15 protein-coding genes are annotated in these 20,252 nt (G+C 67.3%); 9 read left to right on the top strand and 6 right to left on the bottom strand.

The features are described 5' to 3' along the window. The first annotated feature begins 196 nt into the window (after positions 1-196). Together edd and eda are read left to right on the top strand one after the other, a co-directional pair. Positions 197-2,002 (top strand): phosphogluconate dehydratase, encoded by a 1,806-nt coding sequence (gene edd / locus GQE99_RS09180; protein WP_161351289.1) that lies wholly within the window; start codon positions 197-199, stop codon positions 2,000-2,002. 10 nt (positions 2,003-2,012) lie between these two features. Then, entirely contained in the window at positions 2,013-2,654 is a 642-nt protein-coding gene (gene eda / locus GQE99_RS09175; RefSeq protein WP_161351288.1) for a bifunctional 4-hydroxy-2-oxoglutarate aldolase/2-dehydro-3-deoxy-phosphogluconate aldolase, read from the top strand. Here the strand turns inward: eda and GQE99_RS09170 are convergent. Continuing rightward, a complete protein-coding gene (locus tag GQE99_RS09170; RefSeq protein WP_161351287.1) occupies positions 2,651-2,917 on the bottom strand; it encodes a hypothetical protein in 267 nt (88 codons plus the stop codon). The two genes, eda and GQE99_RS09170, sit on opposite strands and share 4 nt — an antisense overlap. Next, entirely contained in the window at positions 2,914-5,706 is a 2,793-nt protein-coding gene (locus GQE99_RS09165; protein ID WP_202530631.1) for a [protein-PII] uridylyltransferase family protein, read from the bottom strand. Before GQE99_RS09165 ends, GQE99_RS09170 begins: the two co-directional genes overlap by 4 nt. Before the next feature lie 63 nt (positions 5,707-5,769). On the opposite strand from GQE99_RS09165, the gene GQE99_RS09160 reads away from it, so the two are divergent. The 6 genes from GQE99_RS09160 (at position 5,770) to ilvN (ending at position 11,010) form a co-directional block, all read left to right on the top strand. Beyond that, complete coding sequence (locus tag GQE99_RS09160; protein WP_161351285.1) at positions 5,770-6,240, top strand: YbaK/EbsC family protein; 471 nt, start codon at positions 5,770-5,772, stop codon at positions 6,238-6,240. A gap of 131 nt (positions 6,241-6,371) precedes the next feature. Next, positions 6,372-6,854, top strand: coding sequence for a DUF2852 domain-containing protein (locus GQE99_RS09155; RefSeq protein WP_161351284.1), 483 nt, complete (start codon positions 6,372-6,374; stop codon positions 6,852-6,854). A 53-nt stretch (positions 6,855-6,907) separates the two neighbouring features. Continuing rightward, the gene (locus tag GQE99_RS09150; RefSeq protein WP_161351516.1) at positions 6,908-7,360 is read left to right on the top strand and encodes an RDD family protein; all 453 of its coding nucleotides are present in this window, start codon (positions 6,908-6,910) and stop codon (positions 7,358-7,360) included. Positions 7,361-7,462: 102 nt separating this feature from the next. Beyond that, positions 7,463-8,299 (top strand): arginyltransferase, encoded by an 837-nt coding sequence (locus GQE99_RS09145; protein ID WP_161351283.1) that lies wholly within the window; start codon positions 7,463-7,465, stop codon positions 8,297-8,299. 380 nt (positions 8,300-8,679) lie between these two features. Further along, entirely contained in the window at positions 8,680-10,434 is a 1,755-nt protein-coding gene (locus tag GQE99_RS09140; RefSeq protein WP_161351282.1) for an acetolactate synthase 3 large subunit, read from the top strand. Positions 10,435-10,446: 12 nt separating this feature from the next. Continuing rightward, positions 10,447-11,010, top strand: a complete 564-nt coding sequence (gene ilvN, locus GQE99_RS09135) for an acetolactate synthase small subunit (protein ID WP_161351281.1) — start codon at positions 10,447-10,449, stop codon at positions 11,008-11,010. A gap of 73 nt (positions 11,011-11,083) precedes the next feature. Here ilvN and GQE99_RS09130 read toward each other — a convergent pair whose 3' ends face one another. Next, positions 11,084-13,966, bottom strand: coding sequence for an Rne/Rng family ribonuclease (locus GQE99_RS09130; RefSeq protein ID WP_161351280.1), 2,883 nt, complete (start codon positions 13,964-13,966; stop codon positions 11,084-11,086). Positions 13,967-14,443: 477 nt separating this feature from the next. Further along, entirely contained in the window at positions 14,444-16,963 is a 2,520-nt protein-coding gene (locus GQE99_RS09125) for a penicillin-binding protein 1A (RefSeq protein WP_161351279.1), read from the bottom strand. 162 nt (positions 16,964-17,125) lie between these two features. On the opposite strand from GQE99_RS09125, the gene GQE99_RS09120 reads away from it, so the two are divergent. Further along, the gene (locus GQE99_RS09120; RefSeq protein ID WP_161351278.1) at positions 17,126-17,728 is read left to right on the top strand and encodes a class I SAM-dependent methyltransferase; all 603 of its coding nucleotides are present in this window, start codon (positions 17,126-17,128) and stop codon (positions 17,726-17,728) included. Here GQE99_RS09120 and GQE99_RS09115 read toward each other — a convergent pair. Both GQE99_RS09115 and GQE99_RS09110 read right to left on the bottom strand, forming a co-directional pair. Then, positions 17,725-18,927 (bottom strand): N-acetylmuramoyl-L-alanine amidase, encoded by a 1,203-nt coding sequence (locus tag GQE99_RS09115; protein ID WP_161351277.1) that lies wholly within the window; start codon positions 18,925-18,927, stop codon positions 17,725-17,727. The two genes, GQE99_RS09120 and GQE99_RS09115, sit on opposite strands and share 4 nt — an antisense overlap. Positions 18,928-19,003: 76 nt before the next feature. Further along, entirely contained in the window at positions 19,004-20,146 is a 1,143-nt protein-coding gene (locus tag GQE99_RS09110) for a pyridoxal phosphate-dependent aminotransferase (protein WP_161351276.1), read from the bottom strand. Positions 20,147-20,252 lie beyond the last annotated feature (106 nt).

Raw genomic sequence — 20,252 nt, 5'->3', positions numbered from 1 at the left:
CTACCCCCTCCGCGAATGCGCCGGAAGGGGCAAATCGCGCGCCTGAGACCGCCGGCGGGCCGAACCGTTTCACCCGCGTGCATTTCACCCTATGTTGAAGGTGCGACCGTTTGCCGGCGAACGGCAGGTTGTTAGCGCTAACCGAACGTGGTAAAGGCAAGCCCGACACCTTCCGCGCGACACGACAGGTACCCTCATGGCACTCCATTCCGAGATCGACCGCATCACCGAGCGCATCATCAAGCGCAGCGAGGACCGGCGCAAACGCTACCTCGACGGCATCCAGGCCCAGATCGACAAGGGGCCGAAGCGCGGCCACCTGAGCTGTTCGGGCCAGGCCCATGCCTATGCGGGGGCCGGTCCCGACCAGCACGCGCTCTCCACCAAGGACGCGCCCAACATCGGGATCGTCAGCGCCTACAACGACATGCTCTCGGCCCATCAGCCGTTCGAGCGCTTCCCCGACCTCATCAAGCGCGCCGCGCGCTCGGCGGGGGCGACCGCGCAGGTCGCCGGTGGCGTGCCCGCGATGTGCGACGGCGTCACCCAGGGCGAGACGGGGATGGAGCTTAGCCTTTTCTCGCGCGACGTGATCGCGCTCGCCTCCGGCGTGGCGCTGAGCCACAACACCTTCGACGCCGCGCTCTACCTGGGCGTCTGCGACAAGATCGTGCCGGGCCTCGTGATCGCGGCGGCCACCTTCGGGCACATCCCCGGCATCTTCATGCCGGCCGGCCCCATGACCTCGGGCCTGCCCAACGACGAGAAGGCCAAGGTGCGCCAGAAGTTCGCCGCGGGCGAAGTGGGACGCGACGCGCTCATGAAGGCCGAAATGGAGGCCTACCACGGCCCCGGCACCTGCACCTTCTACGGCACGGCGAACTCGAACCAGATGCTGATGGAATTCATGGGGCTGCACCTGCCCGGTGCCTCCTTCGTGAACCCGAACACGCCGCTGCGCGACGCGCTGACGATGGAAGGCGCGCGCCGCGCGACCGAGATCACGGCGCTCGGCAACGCCTTCACCCCGGTGTCGGCCGTGCTCGACGAGAAGGCCTTCGTGAACGGCATGGTGGGGCTGATGGCGACCGGCGGTTCGACCAACCTGCTCATCCACCTGCCCGCAATGGCGCGCGCCGCCGGCGTCGAGCTTACGATGGAGGACTTCGCGGACATCTCGGCCGTGACGCCGCTGATGGCACGCGTCTATCCCAACGGGCTCGCCGACGTGAACCATTTCCATGCCGCGGGCGGGCTTGGCTTCCTGATCGGATCGCTCCTCGAGGAGGGGCTTCTGCACCCCGACACCCGTACCGTGGCCGGTGGCGGGCTCGACGTGTACACCCGCGACCCGAAGATCGACGGGGACCGCGTCGTCTATGAACCCGGGCCGCGCGAAAGCCTGAACGACAAGATCGTGCGCCCCGCCTCGGACCCGTTCCAGAAGACGGGCGGGCTGGCGCAGCTGACCGGCAACCTCGGGCACGCGGTGATCAAGGTCTCCGCGGTCGATCCCGAGCGCCACGTGATCGAGGCGCGCGCGCGGGTCTTCACCGACCAGGAGGCCGTGAAGGCCGCCTTCAAGGCCGGGGAATTCACCGAGGACACGGTGGTCGTCGTCCGCTTCCAGGGGCCCAAGGCCAACGGGATGCCGGAACTTCACGGCCTGACCCCGACGCTTGCCGTGCTGCAGGATCGCGGGCTCAAGGTGGCGCTTGTGACCGACGGGCGCATGTCCGGGGCCTCGGGCAAGGTACCCGCGGCGATCCACGTGTCGCCCGAGGCCGTCGACGGCGGGCCGATCGCCAAGGTGCGCGACGGGGACCGGGTGCGCGTTGACGCGACCGCCGGGACCATCGCGGTGCTCGAAGAAGGCTTCGAGGACCGTGCGCCCGTCACGATGGACCTCAGCGCCAACGCGCGGGGCCTGGGCCGCGAATTGTTCGACGTGTTCCGCCAGAATGTCGGTCTTGCCGTGGACGGCGCCGGCGTCGTCGTGTGAGGAGAAAGCCATGACCCCGACCGAAGCCAGCGAAAAGGCCCTCGAAATCTGCCAGCTCGCGCCCATCGTCCCGGTGCTCGTGGTCGAGGACGTGGCCCATGCCGGACCGCTCGCCGCCGCGCTGGTGGCCGGTGGCCTTCCCGCGCTCGAAGTGACGCTGCGCACCGATGCGGCGCTCGAGGTGATCGCGGAGATGGCCAGGATCGAAGGCGGCGTGGTGGGGGCCGGAACGCTCCTCACCCCCGAGGACGTCAAGCGCGCGAAGGACGCGGGCGCGACCTTCGGCGTATCGCCGGGCGCGACCGACCGGTTGCTCGACGCCTGCGAGGAGGCGGACCTGCCGCTTCTGCCGGGGGCCGCCACGGCATCCGAGGCGATGCGGCTTTTCGAACGCGGCTACACCGTGCAGAAGTTCTTCCCGGCCGAGGCCGCGGGCGGTGCGTCCTTCCTCAAGTCGCTGTCCTCGCCCCTGCCCCTGATCCGGTTCTGCCCCACGGGCGGCGTGAGCCCGAAGAACGCGCGCGACTACCTGTCGCTGCCCAACGTGGTCTGCGCCGGCGGATCGTGGGTCGCACCGAAGGAAATGGTCGCCTCCGGCGACTGGGCGGGCATCGAGCGGCTGGCGGCCGAGGCGGCCGCGTTGCCGCGCTAACGCCGGGCGCGCGAGCCGCCCTTGCGGCCGGGTGCGACGGAGATCGAGGTCATCCCTTCCCGCAGCACCTTGGTCATCGGGTGATCGGGCGCGCTTTCGGCGTGCAATTCGAGAAGCCGCGCGATCTCGGGCGGGCCGATGCGCCGGTCGCGCGCGCCCATGACCCAGTCGAGGAAGATGACCCGGCAATCCGCCTCGGTCACGTCCTCCATCCGGTAGGCCTCTGAAATCAGACCGCGCGGGTCGAGATCCTTGTCGTTCATGCCGCAGCCTCCCCCGGCGTGCGCGCGAGGATCGCCTCGACCGCGCGTTGGGCCCGTTCGGCGCAGCCCGAGACCGTCTCGAGCAGCGCCTCGCCATCGTCCACCTTCATCGTCCGGAACAGGAAGTCGCGCCCGCCCTGCCCGATCGCGTCCAGGTCCAGCGTCTCGTCGGTCAGAAGCTTGGCCGCGCTCTGAAGCCGGCGGAAGGTGCCGTAGGCGGTGGACAGCGCCTCGGCCTCGTCCGCCGTAATCCACCCGATGTCCTGCCCCGCCGCGATCTGGTCCAGCGTCGCGCGCGGCGTTTCGGGCGACAGGACCGCGGCGCATTGGGCGACAAGCTCGATGTCCTGCAACCGGCCCGGGCCGATCTTGGGGTCGAGCAGCCCGCGCTGGCCCTTCGCCTCGGCGATGCGCGCGCGCATGTCGTTCACGTCCGCGATGGTCGTCGCCGGGTCGCGGGTGCGCTCCAGCACCTCGGTGCGGATCGCCTCGACCTCGGCCGCGATGGCGTCTTCCCCCACCACGGGCCGCGCGCGCGTCAGGGCCAGGTGTTCCCAGGTCCAGGCTTCTTCACGCTGGTAGGTGCCGAAGGCGGTGAGCGAGGTGGCCACCGGCCCCTGCCGCCCGGAGGGGCGCAGGCGCATGTCGACCTCGTAGAGCCGCCCCTCGGGCATCTGGGCCGACAGCGCCGTGACCATCGCCTGCGTCAGCCGCGAATAATAGGCGCGCGCACCCAGGGGCTTGCGCCCCTCCGACATCGCGTCGCCGGGCGCATCGTAGATCACGATAAGGTCGAGGTCCGAAGCAGCCGTCACCGAATGCGCCCCGAGCGAGCCCATGCCGATCAGTACCGCACCCCGGCCCGGCGGATCGCCGTGCTTGCGCGCGAATTCCTCGAGCACGATGGGCCAGAGCGTCTGCACCACCGCGTCGGCGAGGTCTGCGTATTCGCGCCCCGCCTCGTCGGCGGACACGATGCCGCGCAGAAGGTGCACGCCGATGCGGAAATGCCATTCCTTCATCCAGCGCCGCGCCCCGTCGAGCTGCGTCTCGTAATCGGGCAGCGCCTCCAGGGTCTCTGCAAGGTCCTCCATCAGCCCGTCCTCGCCCGGCCAGTCGGTGAAGAAGTCGCCACCCAGCACCGCGTCGAGCACCTGCGCATTCCGGCCGAGGTAGACCGACAGGGCCGGAGCGGTCGCGGTGATGTCGACGATCAGGTCGACCAACGGCGGGTTCGCGTCGAACAAGGAGAAAAGTTGAACACCCGCCGGCAAACCCCTGAGGAACTTGTCGAAATTGATCAATGCCTCGCGCGGGCGGGCCGCGCCCTTCAGCCGCGCCAGCAGGTCGGGCTTCAGCCGGTCGAAGATCGTCACGGCCCGCGATGAGCGCAGCGCCGGATAGGCCTTCCAGCCCTCCACGATCTCCGCCTCGTCCTGCTCGAGTTCCACCCCGCCCTCGTCGCTCGAGCCGGGGGCGAAGAAGCCCTCGGTCAGGTCGTGAACCTCGGTCAGCGCGTCGGTGAGCTTCTTCTCCAGCGCGTCGCGGTCCTCGTCCATCATCGCTGCCAGCCGCTCGAAACCTTGCGGGGAATTGGGCAGCTGGTGGGTCTGGGCATCGCGCACCATCTGGACGCGGTGTTCGACCTCCCGGTGAAAGCGGTAATGGTCGATCAGCGTGTCGGCCACGTCGCGCGGAACCCAGTCCTTGTCGGCCAGTGCGGTGAGGCCTTCGACCGTGCCGCGCAGGCGCAGGTCCGGGTCGCGCCCGCCCGCGATGAGCTGGCGTGTCTGGGTGAAGAACTCGATCTCGCGGATGCCGCCACGCCCGAGTTTCATGTCGTGCCCCGGCAGCGTGATCGGCCCGCCCAGCCCCTTGTGCTCGCGAATCCGGAGCCGCATGTCGTGGGCATCCTGGATGGCCGCGAAATCGAGGTGCTTGCGGTAGACGAAGGGGCGCAGCCGGTCGAGATAGGCCCAGCCCGCCTCGATCGCGCCCGCGCAGGGCCGCGCCTTGATATGTGCCGCGCGTTCCCACGTGCGCCCGAGGCTCTCATAGTACCTTTCGGCCGCCTCCATGGAGATGATGACCGGGGTCACGGACGGATCGGGGCGCAGGCGCAGGTCGGTGCGGAAGACATAGCCGTCGGCGGTGTTCTCCGACAGCATCGCGGACATGCGGCGCACCGCGCGGATCAGGCTCGCCCGGGCCTCGTGGAAATCGTCCTCGTCGTAGCGGCTGTCGTCGAACAGCATGATGAGGTCGATGTCGGAGGAGTAATTGAGCTCCCCCGCCCCCATCTTGCCCATCGCGAGCGCCATCGCGCCCCCGGCGGAGGCGATGTCGTCCTCGGTCGCCCCCGGCAGCTTGCCGCGCCGGATTTCCTGCGCCACCTGGAAGGTCAGCGCGCGCTCGGTGGCAAGATCGGCGAAGCGCGTGAGCGCCCCGGTCACATCCTCGAGCGCGAAGACGCCGGCGAGGTCGGCAAGCCCCGCGTAGAGCGCCACGCGCCGCTTGGCCGCCCTCAGGGATGCCGACAGCTCGGACGACGTGTCGCCCGACACCTCCATCGCACGCTCCATCGCCGTGTCGGGCGCCTCGGTCAGCGCCGCGCGCAGCCAGTCTTCCTCGGTCTCCATCAGGCCCTTGAGATAGGGCGAACACCCGGCGGTGCCCGACAGCACCTCGACCAGCTCGGGGGCGAGGTCGGAGAATCTCTCCGACACGTCCTGGGCGGCGTCGGGCTCGAACGGGCGTGGTGTGCGGGTGATCTTGGAGGCAAATGACATGGCGCGGAGAGTGGCCGCACGCCTTGGGGTGGTCAAGGCCGTGCGCGCATGCATAGTGCGGCCATGAGCAAGTCTTTGAAACGCGTCAAACGGGCCGCCGAAGAGGCCGGCCTCGAGATCGAGATCCTGGAGATGGCCGAGGGCACCCGCACGGCCGCCGACGCGGCGGCCGCGGCGGGCTGCGAGATCGACCAGATCGTCAAGAGCATCGTCTTTCGCGGCGAGGATGACGGCCAGGTGCTTCTGTTTCTCACCGCGGGCGGCAACCGGGTGGACGACCGGAAGGCCAGCGCGGTGGCGGGCGAACCGCTGGGCAAGGCCGACGCGGCGCTCATCCGCGGGCAGACGGGCTTCGCCATAGGCGGCATCGCCCCCATCGGCCACCTGAACCCCATCCGTGCCTTCATCGACCCGAGGCTCATGGAATTCGAGGTGATCTGGGCCGCAGCCGGCACGCCGCGCCATGTTTTCGCGGCCAATCCGCGCGATATCGCACGGGTCAGCGGCGCGCAAACGGCTGATTTCACGGAATAATCGAAAATAATGTGAAAAGGTTTCACATTTTTCCTTGAAAAGGCGCCGGCCCGATCCGATCTTCTTCAATGTGAAAGGAATTCACATCGCATCGGACGCGGCTCCCGCGTCGCTTTGAGAAAGGACAGAGAATGACCACGATCACCGAATCCGGCCCGGCCCGCGCCGAAAGCTGGTTCACCAAGACCGAGGCCTGGCTCGACGACAAGGGCAAGGGCGCGTGGATCGCGCTCATGGTGCTGGGCTTCGTGTTCTTCTGGCCCGTGGGCCTTGCCCTTCTGATGTACATGATCTGGAGCAAACGCATGTTTTCGAAATCCTGCAGCGGTGGCCGGGCCCACTGGAAACACGCCCGCCACGATCACATGGCGCGCCGTCACGGCTTCCGCCCGACCGGCAACACCGCCTTCGACGCCTACAAGGCCGAGACCCTGCAACGCCTGATGGACGAGCAGGAACAGTTCGAAGCCTTCCTCGAGCGGCTGCGCCAGGCGAAGGACAAGTCGGAGTTCGACCAGTTCATGACAGAACGCGCGGAAGCCGCGCGCAACGGCCGGATCGACGACGACACGGACGATGACGGCGACGCCGTCGTGGCCCGCGAACCCAAATAATTCCACGCGGCCCCGCTTGTCGGGGCCGCGCGCCTGTCCATATGGAAAGCATGATGACCTACGCGAGCTACTCGGGCCTGCCCGATCCGGACTACCAGGGCGAATTCTATGCCGATGTCCCCATCAAGCGGGGCATCGCCTGGGTGATCGACACGCTGATCGTCCTGGCGATGGTCGCGTTCATCGTGGTGATCACGGTGGGCATCGGCCTGTTCTTCGCGGGTTTCCTGTGGCTTGTCGTGGGTTTCGTCTACCGGGTGGTGACCCTGGCCAACGGCTCGGCCACGCTGGGCATGCGCATGACCTCGATCGAGCTTCGCCGGGGCGACGGACGCCGGTTCGACCTCGGCACGGCCGTGCTTCATACGCTGGGCTACAGCCTGTCGATGTCCTTCGTGCTGCCCCAGGTGGCCTCGATTATCCTCATGCTGACCAACGAACGGGGACAGGGTCTGACCGACCTCGTGCTCGGCACCGCCGCCCTCAACCGCGCCGCCCGGATGTAGGCGGCGTTTACCTGATCCGACCCGGGGGGCTTGGCGTGTTAAGGTTTCGTTGATAAGTTTTCGTAAACCCCGGTCAAGAACCACTGAAAACCAACAGTTTCCATGCGCCATACGCTTCCTCTCGCCCCGCAGTTCTATGTAACTGCGCCGCAGCCCTGCCCTTATCTCGAAGGGCGGCTGGAGCGTAAGCTGTTCACTGCGCTCCAGGGAGAACAGGCCGAGGACCTGAACGACACGTTGTCGAAGCAAGGCTTCCGCCGGTCCCAGAACGTGCTCTATCGCCCGTCCTGTTCCGACTGCAACGCCTGCCTGTCCGCGCGCATCCGCGTGGCGGACTTCGCCCCGTCGAAGAGCCAGAAACGCACCGAGAAGAAGAACGCGCAGCTCGCGCGCCGCACCCGCGCGCCTTGGGCGACCGAGGAGCAGTACGAGCTTTTCCGCAAGTACCTCGACGCGCGCCACGCCGATGGCGGCATGGCCGACATGGACGTGTTCGAATTCGCCGCGATGATCGAGGAGACCCCGGTCAAGTCGCGCGTCATCGAGTATTCCGCGCGGGCCGACGATGGCCGCACGCGGGAACTGGCGGCGGTCTGCCTGACCGACGTGCTCGATGACGGGCTGTCGATGGTCTACAGCTTCTACGATCCCGACCGCCATTCGCAGAGCCTCGGAACCTACGTGATCCTCGATCACATCCGGCTCGCGCGTGAAGCGGGGCTGCCTTACGTCTACCTGGGTTACTGGGTACCGGGGTCGCCGAAGATGGAATACAAGTCGAAGTTCTCGGCGCTCGAAGTCTATATCGGAGGCACCTGGGAGCGGATGGAGAACCCGGCGGATTTCGACAACCGCCCGCATCCGCTGTCCAACGACCCGATCGCCGAGCAGGTCGCCCAGATCTCGCTGCCCAACGCGCAGCCCGTGCGCAAGCGCTGATCCCACCTCTCTTGCGGAGTTTTCATGCACAGGCGCCCGGCCCCGTGGCGCGCCGCACGGGCGCCTGCGCGGTCGAATCGCGCACGGATCAGCCCCCGGATTTTTCGATTCCGTCGCCGGCCCGCGTTTTTCGAAAGAAAATGTCGCCCAAATCCCGCCCCGCGACACTTTGTGAAGCCATTTGACGTTGACGCTGTGTCTTGGCCCTCCTAAAAGGCTTGCACCACTAAGGAGACAGGGTCGTGACGCACCTCGTAGTCATCGTAAGGCATCGGCGCATGGGACGGTAACGGACCCCTGTTGGTTCCCCATGCGCCCCCGATCAGGATCGGGGGCTTTTTTATGACCCGAGGATGGGCCCGCCCGAGACGGAGAGAGACATGACACGTCAGATGACCGGCGCAAAAATGGTTGTTCAGGCCCTGAAGGATCAGGGTGTGGACACGGTATTCGGCTATCCCGGCGGCGCCGTGCTTCCGATTTATGACGAGATCTTCCAGCAGAACGACATCCGTCACGTGCTGGTGCGCCACGAACAGGGTGCGGTGCATGCCGCCGAAGGCTATGCCCGCTCGACCGGCAAGCCGGGCGTCGTGCTCGTCACCTCGGGCCCGGGCGCGACCAACGCGGTGACGGGGCTGACGGACGCCCTGCTCGACTCGATCCCGATCGTCGTGCTCACGGGCCAGGTCCCGACCTTCATGATCGGCACCGACGGGTTCCAGGAGGCCGACACGGTCGGCATCACCCGCCCCTGCACGAAGCACAACTGGCTGGTGAAGGACACGAACAAGCTGGCCGACACGATCCACCAGGCCTTCCACGTGGCGACGACGGGCCGGCCCGGGCCGACGCTGATCGACATCCCGAAGGACGTGCAGTTCGCCCAGGGCGACTACACCACCCCGCAGAAGGCCCGGACCGAGCATTACGCGCCGACCGTCAAGGGCGACATCGATGCGATCACGCAGCTGGCCGACATGATCGAGAAGGCCGAACGCCCGGTCTTCTACACCGGCGGCGGCGTGATCAACTCCGGCACGGCGGCAAGCCAGCTCCTGCGCGAAATGGTCGAGGCGACGAACTTCCCGATCACCTCCACGCTGATGGGCCTGGGCGCCTATCCCGCGTCGGGCAAGAACTGGCTCGGGATGCTGGGGATGCACGGCCTTTACGAGGCCAACATGGCGATGCACGACTGCGACCTGATGATCAACATCGGCGCGCGGTTCGACGACCGGATCACCGGGCGCATCGACGCTTTCAGCCCGGGCTCGAAGAAGGCGCACATCGACATCGACCCCTCTTCGATCAACAAGGTCATCCATGTCGACCTGCCGATCGTCGGCGACGTGGGCCACGTGCTGGAGGACCTGCTGCGCATCTGGAAGTCCCGCGGGCGCAAGACGAACACCGAAGGGCTCAAGAACTGGTGGAAGCAGATCGAGGCTTGGAGAGAGGTGAAGTGCCTCACCTACAAGAACTCGACCCAGACGATCAAACCGCAATACGCCGTCGAGCGGCTCGAGGCGATGACGCGCAGCATGGATCGCTACGTGACCACCGAGGTGGGCCAGCACCAGATGTGGGCGGCGCAGTTCATGGGCTTCGATGAGCCGGGGCGCTGGATGACCTCCGGCGGTCTCGGCACGATGGGCTACGGCCTGCCGGCGAGCGTGGGCGTGCAGATGGCGCATCCCGACAGCTTGGTCGTGAACGTGGCCGGCGAAGCCTCGTGGCTGATGAACATGCAGGAGATGGGTACCGCGGTGCAGTTCCGCCTGCCGATCAAGCAGTTCATCCTGAACAACGAACGCCTCGGCATGGTCCGACAGTGGCAGGAGCTTCTGCACGGCGAGCGGTATTCGCATTCCTGGTCCGAGGCCCTGCCCGACTTCGTCAAGCTCGCCGAGGCCTTTGGCTGCAAGGGCCGCGTGGTGAAGGATCCGGCGGACCTCGACGACGCGATCCGCGAGATGATCGAGTACGACGGGCCCTTCATCCTCGACGTCCTGGTCGAGAAGCACGAGAACTGCTTCCCGATGATCCCGTCGGGTGAACCGCACAACAAGATGCTTCTGGGCGAAGCAACCACCGACGACGCGATCGGCGCTTCCGGCGCCGTGCTGGTGTAAGGAGGACAGGCGATGAATGCTCTCAAGATCAAGAAGGGCTCGTCCCGCAAGTCGGCCTATGACCTGCGCGATCCGAACGCGGATATCGTGGAGACGCACACGCTCGCGGTGATCGTGGACAACGAACCCGGCGTGCTGGCGCGGGTCATCGGCCTGTTCTCGGGCCGTGGCTACAACATCGACTCGCTCACCGTGGCCGAGGTGGACCACACCGGCCACCAGTCGCGCATCACCATCGTGACCGGCGGCACGCCCGCCGTCATCGAACAGATCAAGGCGCAGCTGGGCCGGATCGTGCCGGTCCACCGGGTCCACGACCTGACGGTCGAGGGGCAATCGGTGGAGCGCGAACTCGCACTGATGAAGGTCGCGGGCGCCGGCGAGAAACGGGTCGAGGCGCTGCGCCTGGCCGACATCTTCCGTGCCAACGCGGTGGATTCGACGCTGGAGAGCTTCGTGTTCGAGATCACCGGCACGCCGGAGAAGATCGACGCCTTCGCCGACCTGATGCGGCCCCTGGGGCTCGTGGAGATCGCGCGCACGGGCGTCGCGGCGCTGTCGCGCGGCGCGACCTGACCACACCGGATCACGGCAAGAAAAAAGGCGGGCTTTCGGGCCCGCCTTTTCGTTTGTCCGGGTGACCGGGGCCTCAGCCCCGGTTCCACCAGCCGCGCCGCTTGGGCTTCGGCTCCTCGGCCTTCGCCTCTTCCGGCTCACCGTTCGCCAGGGCGGGCTCTTTTTCCGCCTCAGGCGCCGGGGCTTCCGGCGCGGGCTGCGCGGGAGCTTCCGCCTCAGGCTCGGCCGGGGTCTCCGGCGCGGCCTCGGCGGCCGCTTCGGCCTCGGCGGCCTCCGCTTCGGCCTTTTTCTGCGCGGCGGTCTTGCGCGGGGCCCGCTTGCGCTTGGGCTTCTCCTCGGCAACCGGTTCCGCAGGGGCCTCGGCCTCGGCCGGGGCCTCGCCCGCCGCTTCGGCTTCGGCGGCTTCCGCCTCGGCCTTCTTCTGCGCGGCGGTCTTGCGCGGCGCCCGCTTGCGCTTGGGCTTTTCCTCGGCGGCCGGTTCGGCCTCGGCCTGCTCCGGCTCGGAGGCAGGCTCTTCCTTGGCCTCTTCCGGTGCGGGCTCGGCGTCGGCCTTCTTCTTGCGCGGTGCACGCTTCCGCTTGGGCTTCTCTTCCGCCGCCGGCTCCGCCTCGGGCTCGGCCTTCACGGTCTCGGCCTGGGCTTCGGCATCTGCCGGGGTTTCCGCCGGGGTCTCGGTCTTGGCTTCGCCGTCGTCCGACTGCGTCTGCGCCTCGGCGCCTTCGCTTTCGGACTGCGACTGGTCCTCGCCCTCACCCGACTTGTTCTTGTTGCGACCACGCCCGCCGCGACGCCGGCGCCGGCGACGCTTCTTCTTCGGCTGGTCGTCATCCTCGCCGTTCGCGCCGTTGTCCTGCGACTGCTGGTCGTCCTGGTCGGTGCTCTCGTCCTCGGCCTCCGCCTCGGCGTCCGAGTCGTCCCAGTCGTCCATGAGCGAGGCATCGACCGACACGACGGGCGTCGTGACCTCGGCCACCTTGCGGCTGGCCGTCTTGAACTTCTCGATCTCGAAATCGGGCGAGATCAGGAACGGATCGGCTTCGAGCCGGACCGACAGGCCGTAACGCGCCTCGATCTGGGCGATGTGTTCACGCTTGTTGTTCATCAGGAAGTTGATGATGCCCACCGGGGCCTTCAGCAGCACTTCCTTCGACCGGCCGCGCGTACCCTCTTCCTCAAGCTGGCGCAGGATGTTGAGCGCAAGGTTGTCGTCGGAGCGGATCAGGCCGGTGCCGTGGCAATGCGCGCAGGGCTGCGTCGTCGCCTCGATCATGCCGGGGCGCAGGCGCTGGCGGCTCATCTCCAACAGGCCGAAGCCCGAGATGCGGCCCACCTGGATGCGCGCGCGGTCGGTCTTGAGCTTGTCCTTCAGCTTCTTCTCGACCGCGTTGTTGTTCTTGCGCTCTTCCATGTCGATGAAGTCGATGACGATCAGACCGGCCAGGTCGCGCAGGCGCAGCTGGCGGGCCACCTCCTCGGCGGCCTCGAGGTTGGTCTTGAGCGCCGTTTCCTCGATCGAGCCCTCTTTCGTGGCCCGGCCCGAGTTCACGTCGATGGCGACGAGCGCCTCGGTCACGCCGATCACGATGTAGCCGCCGGACTTGAGCTGAACGGTCGGGTTGAACATCGAGCTGAGGTAGCTCTCGACCTGGTAGCGCGCGAAGAGCGGCAGCTGGTCGTGGTAGTTCTTCACGTTCTTGGCGTGGGACGGCATGATCATCTTCATGAAGTCCTTGGCGATCCGGTAACCGCCCTCGCCCTCGACGAGCACCTCGTCGATGTCCTTGTTGTAGAGGTCACGGATCGACCGTTTGATCAGGTCGCCTTCCTCGTAGATCTTCGCCGGCGCCGTGGATTGCAGCGTGAGTTCGCGGATCTGCTCCCACATGCGCTGCAGGTATTCGTAATCGCGCTTGATCTCGGTCTTGGTGCGCTTGGCGCCCGCCGTGCGCACGATCAGCCCCGCGCCCTTCGGCACGTCGAGCGAGGTCGCGATTTCCTTGAGCTTCTTGCGGTCGGCGGCGTTGGTGATCTTGCGGCTGATACCACCGCCACGCGCGGTGTTGGGCATCAGGACGCAGTAGCGGCCCGCGAGGCTGAGATAGGTGGTGAGCGCGGCGCCCTTGTTGCCGCGTTCCTCCTTCACGACCTGCACGAGCAGGATCTGGCGGACCTTGATGACTTCCTGGATCTTGTATTTGCGCGGGCGCGGCTTGCGCGGCATCCGCAGCTCTTCGTGGTCGTCATCGTCGGCCACGGATTCGATCGTCTCGTCACGCGCCGAGGCGTCGACCTGCGCGTCCTCGTCGTCGTGCTCGTCGGCGGACTTGCGGGACCGGCCCCGGCCACGGCGCGACCGGCCGCGCGGCTTGGTGTCCTCTTCCGCCGTCTCGCCGTCGTCCTGCGACGCGTCTTCGGACTGGTCGCCCTCCTCCTCGGAGGTCGCACCGTTCTCGGGTTCCTCGACCGGGGTCTCTCCGACCCGTTCCATCGGGGAAGAGCCCTCGTCGCCGTCGCCCTCGTCGAGGTCGATCACGTCCATCCCGGCGGGTTCGACATCCTTCGTCGCCACCTCGTCGTCCGAGTTCGTCTTCTCGGCGCGCGAGGAGGAGCGGCGGCGCGACCGCGACGGTTTCTTGTCCTCGTCGTCCTTGGCATCCAGCGCCTCGGCATAGGCGCGCTCTTCCTCGAGCAGCGCTTCGCGGTCCGCGACCGGGATCTGGTAGTAGTCCGGGTGGATTTCCGAGAAGGCCAGGAAGCCGTGACGGTTCCCGCCGTAATCGACGAAGGCCGCCTGAAGCGACGGTTCGACCCGGGTTACTTTTGCAAGGTAGATGTTGCCAGCAAGCTGGCGTTTGTTCTCCGACTCAAAGTCAAACTCTTCGACCTTGTTGCCGTCCACGACCACCACGCGGGTTTCTTCCGCATGGGTCGCATCGATAAGCATTTTCTTTGCCATTGTATCTCATTGCACCCGCACGCGCGATCGCCGCCCCGGGGGGAGCGGTCGCGGATAAAGGGTGACTTGTCTGGGCGAGCAATGGCGCGGCTGCACGCAGGCTGCGCGGGGGTTTCTGCCCCACGTCATCTCCCATCAGTGCCGCGTCGCGCCTCATCGCGTTTCTTCTCCGACCCATTTGCTGGGCCCGTTGCGGTCCGGCAGGGCCTTGGCCCCCGGACGAATGTCTGGCGTTCGGGTTTTGTCGTGCCCGCCTGCCCTGGCCTTTCGGCCAACTCGGTCTGCCTCCGCCTCCTGCGCCTGTAGGTGGCGCGGTGCGGCTGGAGTGCAGCGAAACTTTCGGGCGGTTCGGCAAGCGGACCGCCGCTCGTGTAACATAGTGTCTGCCGGGGTGCGGTGACAATGGCGAAAATGCGCGAATGCCGCGCGGCTTTGTGCCGCCGGCCGCCGCAGGTCCCGCCGGACCCCTGTTTTTCCTCAGTAGAGCCCGCCCGAAGACAGGGCTCCGAAATTCGCCTTGTCGGGGATGACCACCGTTTCGCCGGTCGAGGTCGTCACCTGCTGCGTGCCGTCGCCGGCCTCGCCGTCCTCGCGGCCGAAGAGCGGCAGGTTCGAGCCCATCGCGAAGCCGCCGTCGAAGACGATACCGAACACCGGCTCTTCGCCGTCGCGGAAGTATTCCGCCACCACGTTGGGACCCGAGGCCGCGTCGGGGAGACGCGCACCGGAGAAGCGGTCGATCTTCACGAAATGCCCGCCCGGCGGCAGTTTGAACTTGCCGCCCCCGTATTTCTTGACCGCCTCGGTCATGAAGCGCTGGAACACCGGGCCGCAGGTGCCGCCGCCCGAGGCGCCGCCCAGCGGCTTGGGCCGGTCGAAGCCGATGTAGCAGCCGGCCACCACGTTCGACGTGAAGCCGATGAACCAGACGTCCTTCGAATCGTTGGTCGTGCCGGTTTTGCCCGCCGTGGGCACCGGCAGGCTCACCGCGCCCGAGGCCGTGCCGCGCTGCACGACGCCCTGCATCATCGAAGTGAGCTGGTAGGCGGTGATGGCATCCATCACGCGCTCGCGGTTCGACGTGATCTCGGGCGCTTCGCCGGCCGGCAGGCGCGCGGCCTTGCAGTCCTCGCAGTTGCGCTGGTCGTGGCGATAGATCGTGCGCCCCCAGCGGTCCTGGACGCGGTCGACGAGCGTGGGTTCCACCCGCTCGCCGCCGTTGGCGAACATCGCGTAGGCGCCGACCATCTTGAACAGCGTCGTCTCCGCCGACCCGAGCGCGTTGGCGAGATAGGGGTCGAGATCGTCGTAGACGCCGAAACGTTCGGCGTAGCGCGCGACCGTGTGCATGCCGATTTCCTGGGCCAGGCGCACGGTCATCAGGTTACGCGAGCGTTCGATGCCCGTGCGCAGCGGCGTGGGGCCGTAGAACTGGTTCGAGGCGTTCTTGGGCCGCCAGATCTCGTTGCCCGTGTCGATCTCGATCGGGGCGTCGATGATGATCGAGGCGGGCGAGAAGCCCGTCGACAGCGCGGCGGCATAGACGAAGGGCTTGAAGGACGACCCGGGCTGGCGGGTCGCCTGGGTCGCACGGTTGAAGGTCGAATTCTCGTAGGAGAAGCCGCCCTGCATCGCGAGCACCCGCCCGGTGTTCACGTCCATCGCCATGAAGGCGCCCTGCACCTGCGGCACCTGGCGCAGCGACCAGCGCACGAACTCGCCCTCGTTGCCCTCGCCCGAGGTGATGGCGCGCACGTGGACCACGTCGCCGCGTTCGAAATTCTCCTTCAGGCTGCCGGAGAACCACGACGTGTCGCTACGGGGGATGACCCAGGGCTTGGGCTCCGGGTTCCCCTCGATCTTGATCGTCATCTCCTGATCGCCGATCTGGTCGACCACGGCCACGTGCCACTCGGTTTCGAGCACGATGTCGCGGGCGACGCGGACCTCGGCCAGCGCCTCTTCCCAGGTGCCGTCATCGAGGGTCGCGGGGTCGATCGACTTGCCCGTGCCGCGCCAGCCGGAGCGCGAGCGGTCGTAATCCTCGAGCGCCTTGCGCAGCGACCAGGCAGCGACATCCTGCATCTCCGGATCGACGGTGGCGCGGATCGACAGGCCGCCGCCGAAGAATTCCTCTTCCCCGAAATCACGGCTCAACTGGCGGCGGATCTCGTCGGTGAAGTAGTCGCGGCGCGGCATGGCCGAGCGGAAGCTTTCGAAGTCGTCCCCCTGGACCGAGCGGATCGGTTCCTCGCGCTCGGCGAGGTATTCCGCCTCGGTGAGATACCCGTTCTCGTACATCTCCTTGAGGATGAAGTTGCGGCGGTTCATCAGACGCTCTTCGTTGCGCACCGGGTGGTAGTCCGACGGCGCCTTGGGCATTGCTGCCAGCATTGCCGCCTCGTGCGGGGCGAGCTCGTCGAGCGTCTTGTTGAAATAGGTCTGCGCCGCCGCCGTCACGCCGAACGAGTTCTGACCGAGGAAGATCTCGTTGAGGTAGAGGGCGAGGATGTCCTCCTTGTTCAGCGTCTTTTCGAGCCGCGAGGCGAGGATCAGTTCCTTGATCTTGCGCTCGGCCGACCGGTCGGAGGACAGAAGGAAGTTCTTCATCACCTGCTGCGTGATGGTCGAGGCGCCGCGCAGACGCCCGCCGCGCGCCGCTTCGATCGCGGCGGCCAGCATGCCGCGCGGGTCATAGCCCTTGTGGCTGTAGAAGTTCTTGTCCTCGGCCGAGATGAAGGCGTGCTTCACCAGCTCGGGAATCTGCTCGGGCGGGGTGTAGAGGCGGCGTTCGCGCGCGAACTCGTCCATCAGCTGCCCTTCGCCGGAATAGATCCGCGAAATCGTCGGCGGCTGGTAGTTCTCCAGCTGCTCGGTCGAGGGCAGATCGCGCCCGTACATCCAGAAGATGCCACCGATCCCCAGCGCCGCCATGAAGGCGCCGAGCGTCAGCCACGAGAAGATCGCGCCGAAGAAACCAAGAATGAATCGGGTCAAGACCGCCTCCGGGAGTTGAACCAAAGGGTATAGGCCCTTCCCCATGATGGGTCAAAACACATCGGCGTCCGCCGGCCTCTCGCCCGGTCACATGCGCGGGAATTTGCCCGTTTGTTTTCAGGGCGCTGGACAAGTCGGGGAATTGGCCCCCATGTCGCTGTCATGAGGCCTGACGACATTCTCCCCACATACGACCGCGTCGCTCGCGGATTCGCGAAACGCCGGGACCGGACGCTGTTCGAACGTCGCTGGCTGGACCGGGCGCTGAACCACGCGCCGGGCCGCAAGGTGCTCGACCTGGGCTGCGGGCCGGGCAAGCCGATCGGGTCATACCTGCAGGAACGCAATTGCGACATCACCGGGGTCGACGGCGCGGGTTCGATGCTGGTCCTGTTCCGTGAGAACCTGCCGCGTGCGCGGGCGGTGCATGCCGACATGCGCGGGCTCGAGCTCGGCGAAACCTTCGACCTGATCCTCGCGTGGAACTCGATGTTTCACCTGTCGGTCGACGATCAGCGCGCGATGTTCGCGACCTTCGCGGCCCACGCCCACCACCGCACGACCATCCTCTTCACGACCGGGCCCAACGCGGGCGAAGCGTTCGGGAACGTCGAGGGGGAAACCGTCTACCACGCCTCGCTCGACCCCGAGGAATATCGCGGGCTTCTGAACGAGAACGGGTTCCTCACGGTCGATTTCGTGCCCAACGACCCCACCTGCAACGGCCACACCGTGTGGCTCGCGCAATACGGGCGGGCCTCCTAGCGGCGCAGCCGGTCGCGCGCCGCCTCGTCCTCGAGCGACCAGGTGAGGATGCCGTCCCGGATGCCCTCGGCCGCCTTCAGGCGCCACGCCGGGTCCGTCATCTTCTCACGATCCCTGCGCGACGACAGGAAACCCAGCTCGATCAGCGCGGAGGGGATGTCCGGCGCCTTCAGTACGGAAAAACCGGCCTTGAGGCGGGGCGTCTTGTAGGTGGCGCCGGTCGCGTCGCGGATGCCGTCCACCAGCGCGTCGGCGAGCTTCTCGGAACGCGGCTGGGTTTCGGTGCGCGCGAGGTCCATGAGCACCAGCGCGACCGAATCCTCGGTCTCCTCCAGATCCACCCCCGCCAGCAGGTCCGCCCGGTCGTGGCGTTCGGCCAGCGTCTGCGAGGCGATGTCGGTCGCTTCCTCGGCCAGCGTGTAGACCGTGGCACCGTTCGCCCGCCCCTCGGCCAGCGCGTCGGCATGCAGAGACAGGAAAATGTCGGCGCCCGCGGCCCGGGCCAGCGAGACGCGCTCTTCCAGCGGCACGAACACGTCCTCGTCGCGTGTCAGCACGACCTCGATCCCGTCCTGGCGCAGGAGCACGTCCTTCAGCTCGCGCGCGAAGGTCAGCATCAGGTCCGCCTCGCGCACCCCTTCGCGCTCCGCCCCCGGGTCGATGCCGCCGTGTCCCGGGTCGAGAACCACGATGAAACGCCCGTCGTCGTGCCCCTTGAACCGGGGCGGCTGGGCCAGGTCGAAGACGGCGCTTTCGGGCGCGCCGACGGCCTCCGCGAACGTCGCGGCATCGGTGGGCACAAGCGTCAGCGCGACCCGGGCGCCCGCGTCCTGCGTGCCCCGCATCCCGGCCGCATCGACCAGGAACGGAGCCTCCAGCGTGAGCACCATGCGCGACCAGCCGGGGCGGAAGAGCCCGGTGCGCAGCGCGGCAACGCCCGGCACCGACGTGATCGCGTCCTCGTCGATCGCACTCCAGTCGAGTTCGGCGAAATCCACCACCAGGCGGGCGGGGTCGGCCAACGAGAAGACGCGCCAGGGCACCGACCGGGTCATCTCGATCGCAAGGTCGTAGCCCTCGCCGCGTTCCTCGAGCGTGACGCCGTCACCCGAAAGGCGTGCGAGCGCCGACAATTGCCCCTGCGCCCAGGCCCCCGTGGACCAGGCCACCAGCACCAGCGTCAAAAACACCCGGATCATGAAGCGCTCAACCTGCCATTCTCGTTCCGTTCCGGCCTAGCGTGCGCGGGCCCGCCGGTCCAGCGATACGTGCGCCTCAAGCGCGCGCGGCCATGAAGTCGCGCAACCGGCGCAACCCTTCCTCGATATCCGCGGTCGAACGGGCGTAGGAGAAGCGGAGCGTCGTGGCGCCCCGGTCCGGGTCGAAATCCAGCCCCGGCGTGACCGCGACGCCCGCCTCGCGCAGGATCTCGGCGGCGAACGCCCGGCTGTCGTCGGTGTGTTCGGACACGTCCGCGTAGACGTAGAACGCCCCGTCCGGCGGCGCGATCTTGTCGAACCCGGCCTTGGGCAGCCCGTCGAGCATCAGCTCGCGGTTCTTCACGTAGACCTGCCGGTTCGCCTCCAGCTCGTCCACCGCGTCGAGGGCCGCGAGCGCGGCGACCTGGCTCACGTGCGGGGGGCAGATGAACATGTTCTGGGCCAGCCGTTCGACCGTGCGGACGTGGTCGTCGGGCACCACCATCCAGCCCACGCGCCAGCCGGTCATCGAGAAATACTTGGAGAACGAATTGATCACGTGGACTTCGTCGGTGATCTCCAACGCGCTCACCGCCCGGTCTTCGTAGTGAAGCCCGTGGTAGATCTCGTCGGAGATGAAGGACATGTCGCGCGCCCGGCAGGCCGAGGCGAGATCGGAAAGCGCGTCCTTGTCCAGCATCGTGCCCGACGGGTTGGCGGGCGATGCGACCATGAGCCCGGCAAGATCGTCGGGCAGATCGTCCGGCACCGGTTGGAACCGGTTCCCGGGCGACGTCGGCAGGCCGACAGGCGTGAGGCCGAGTGCCTTCAGGATCTGGCGATAGGACGGATAGCCGGGGTCGCCCAGCCCCACACGGTCGCCGCTGTCGAAGAGCGTCGTGAAGGACAGAAGGAAGGCAGCCGAGGAGCCGGAGGTCACGACGACACGCGCCGGGTCCAGGTCCACGCCGTACCAGCGGTCATAGAGCTGCGCGATGCCCCGGCGCAGCGCAGGGAGCCCGAGCGCGACCGTGTAACCCAGCGAGTCCGCCTCCATCGCCGTCTCCACCGCGCGGCGCGCGGCCTCGGGCGCCGGGGTGGACGGCTGGCCCACTTCCATGTGGATGATGTGGCGCCCGGCCTCTTCGGCCGCGCGTGCCGCCTCCATCACGTCCATGACGATGAACGGATCGACCTCGCTTCGGTTTGATTTGCGCATGCTCGCCTCGCGGTTTACGTCATCGGGAGGTGCCGTTTCGGCGGGCAAAGGTCAACCATGCGGGTCACATGGCCGCAAGGGATTGCGCCCCTCCCCCTGCCCCTCT

Source organism: Maritimibacter harenae, from assembly GCF_009882975.1.
Lineage (GTDB): Bacteria > Pseudomonadota > Alphaproteobacteria > Rhodobacterales > Rhodobacteraceae > Maritimibacter > Maritimibacter harenae.
The sequence above is the reverse complement of the archived record's forward strand: the minus strand, read 5'-3'. Positions and strand labels throughout refer to the sequence as shown.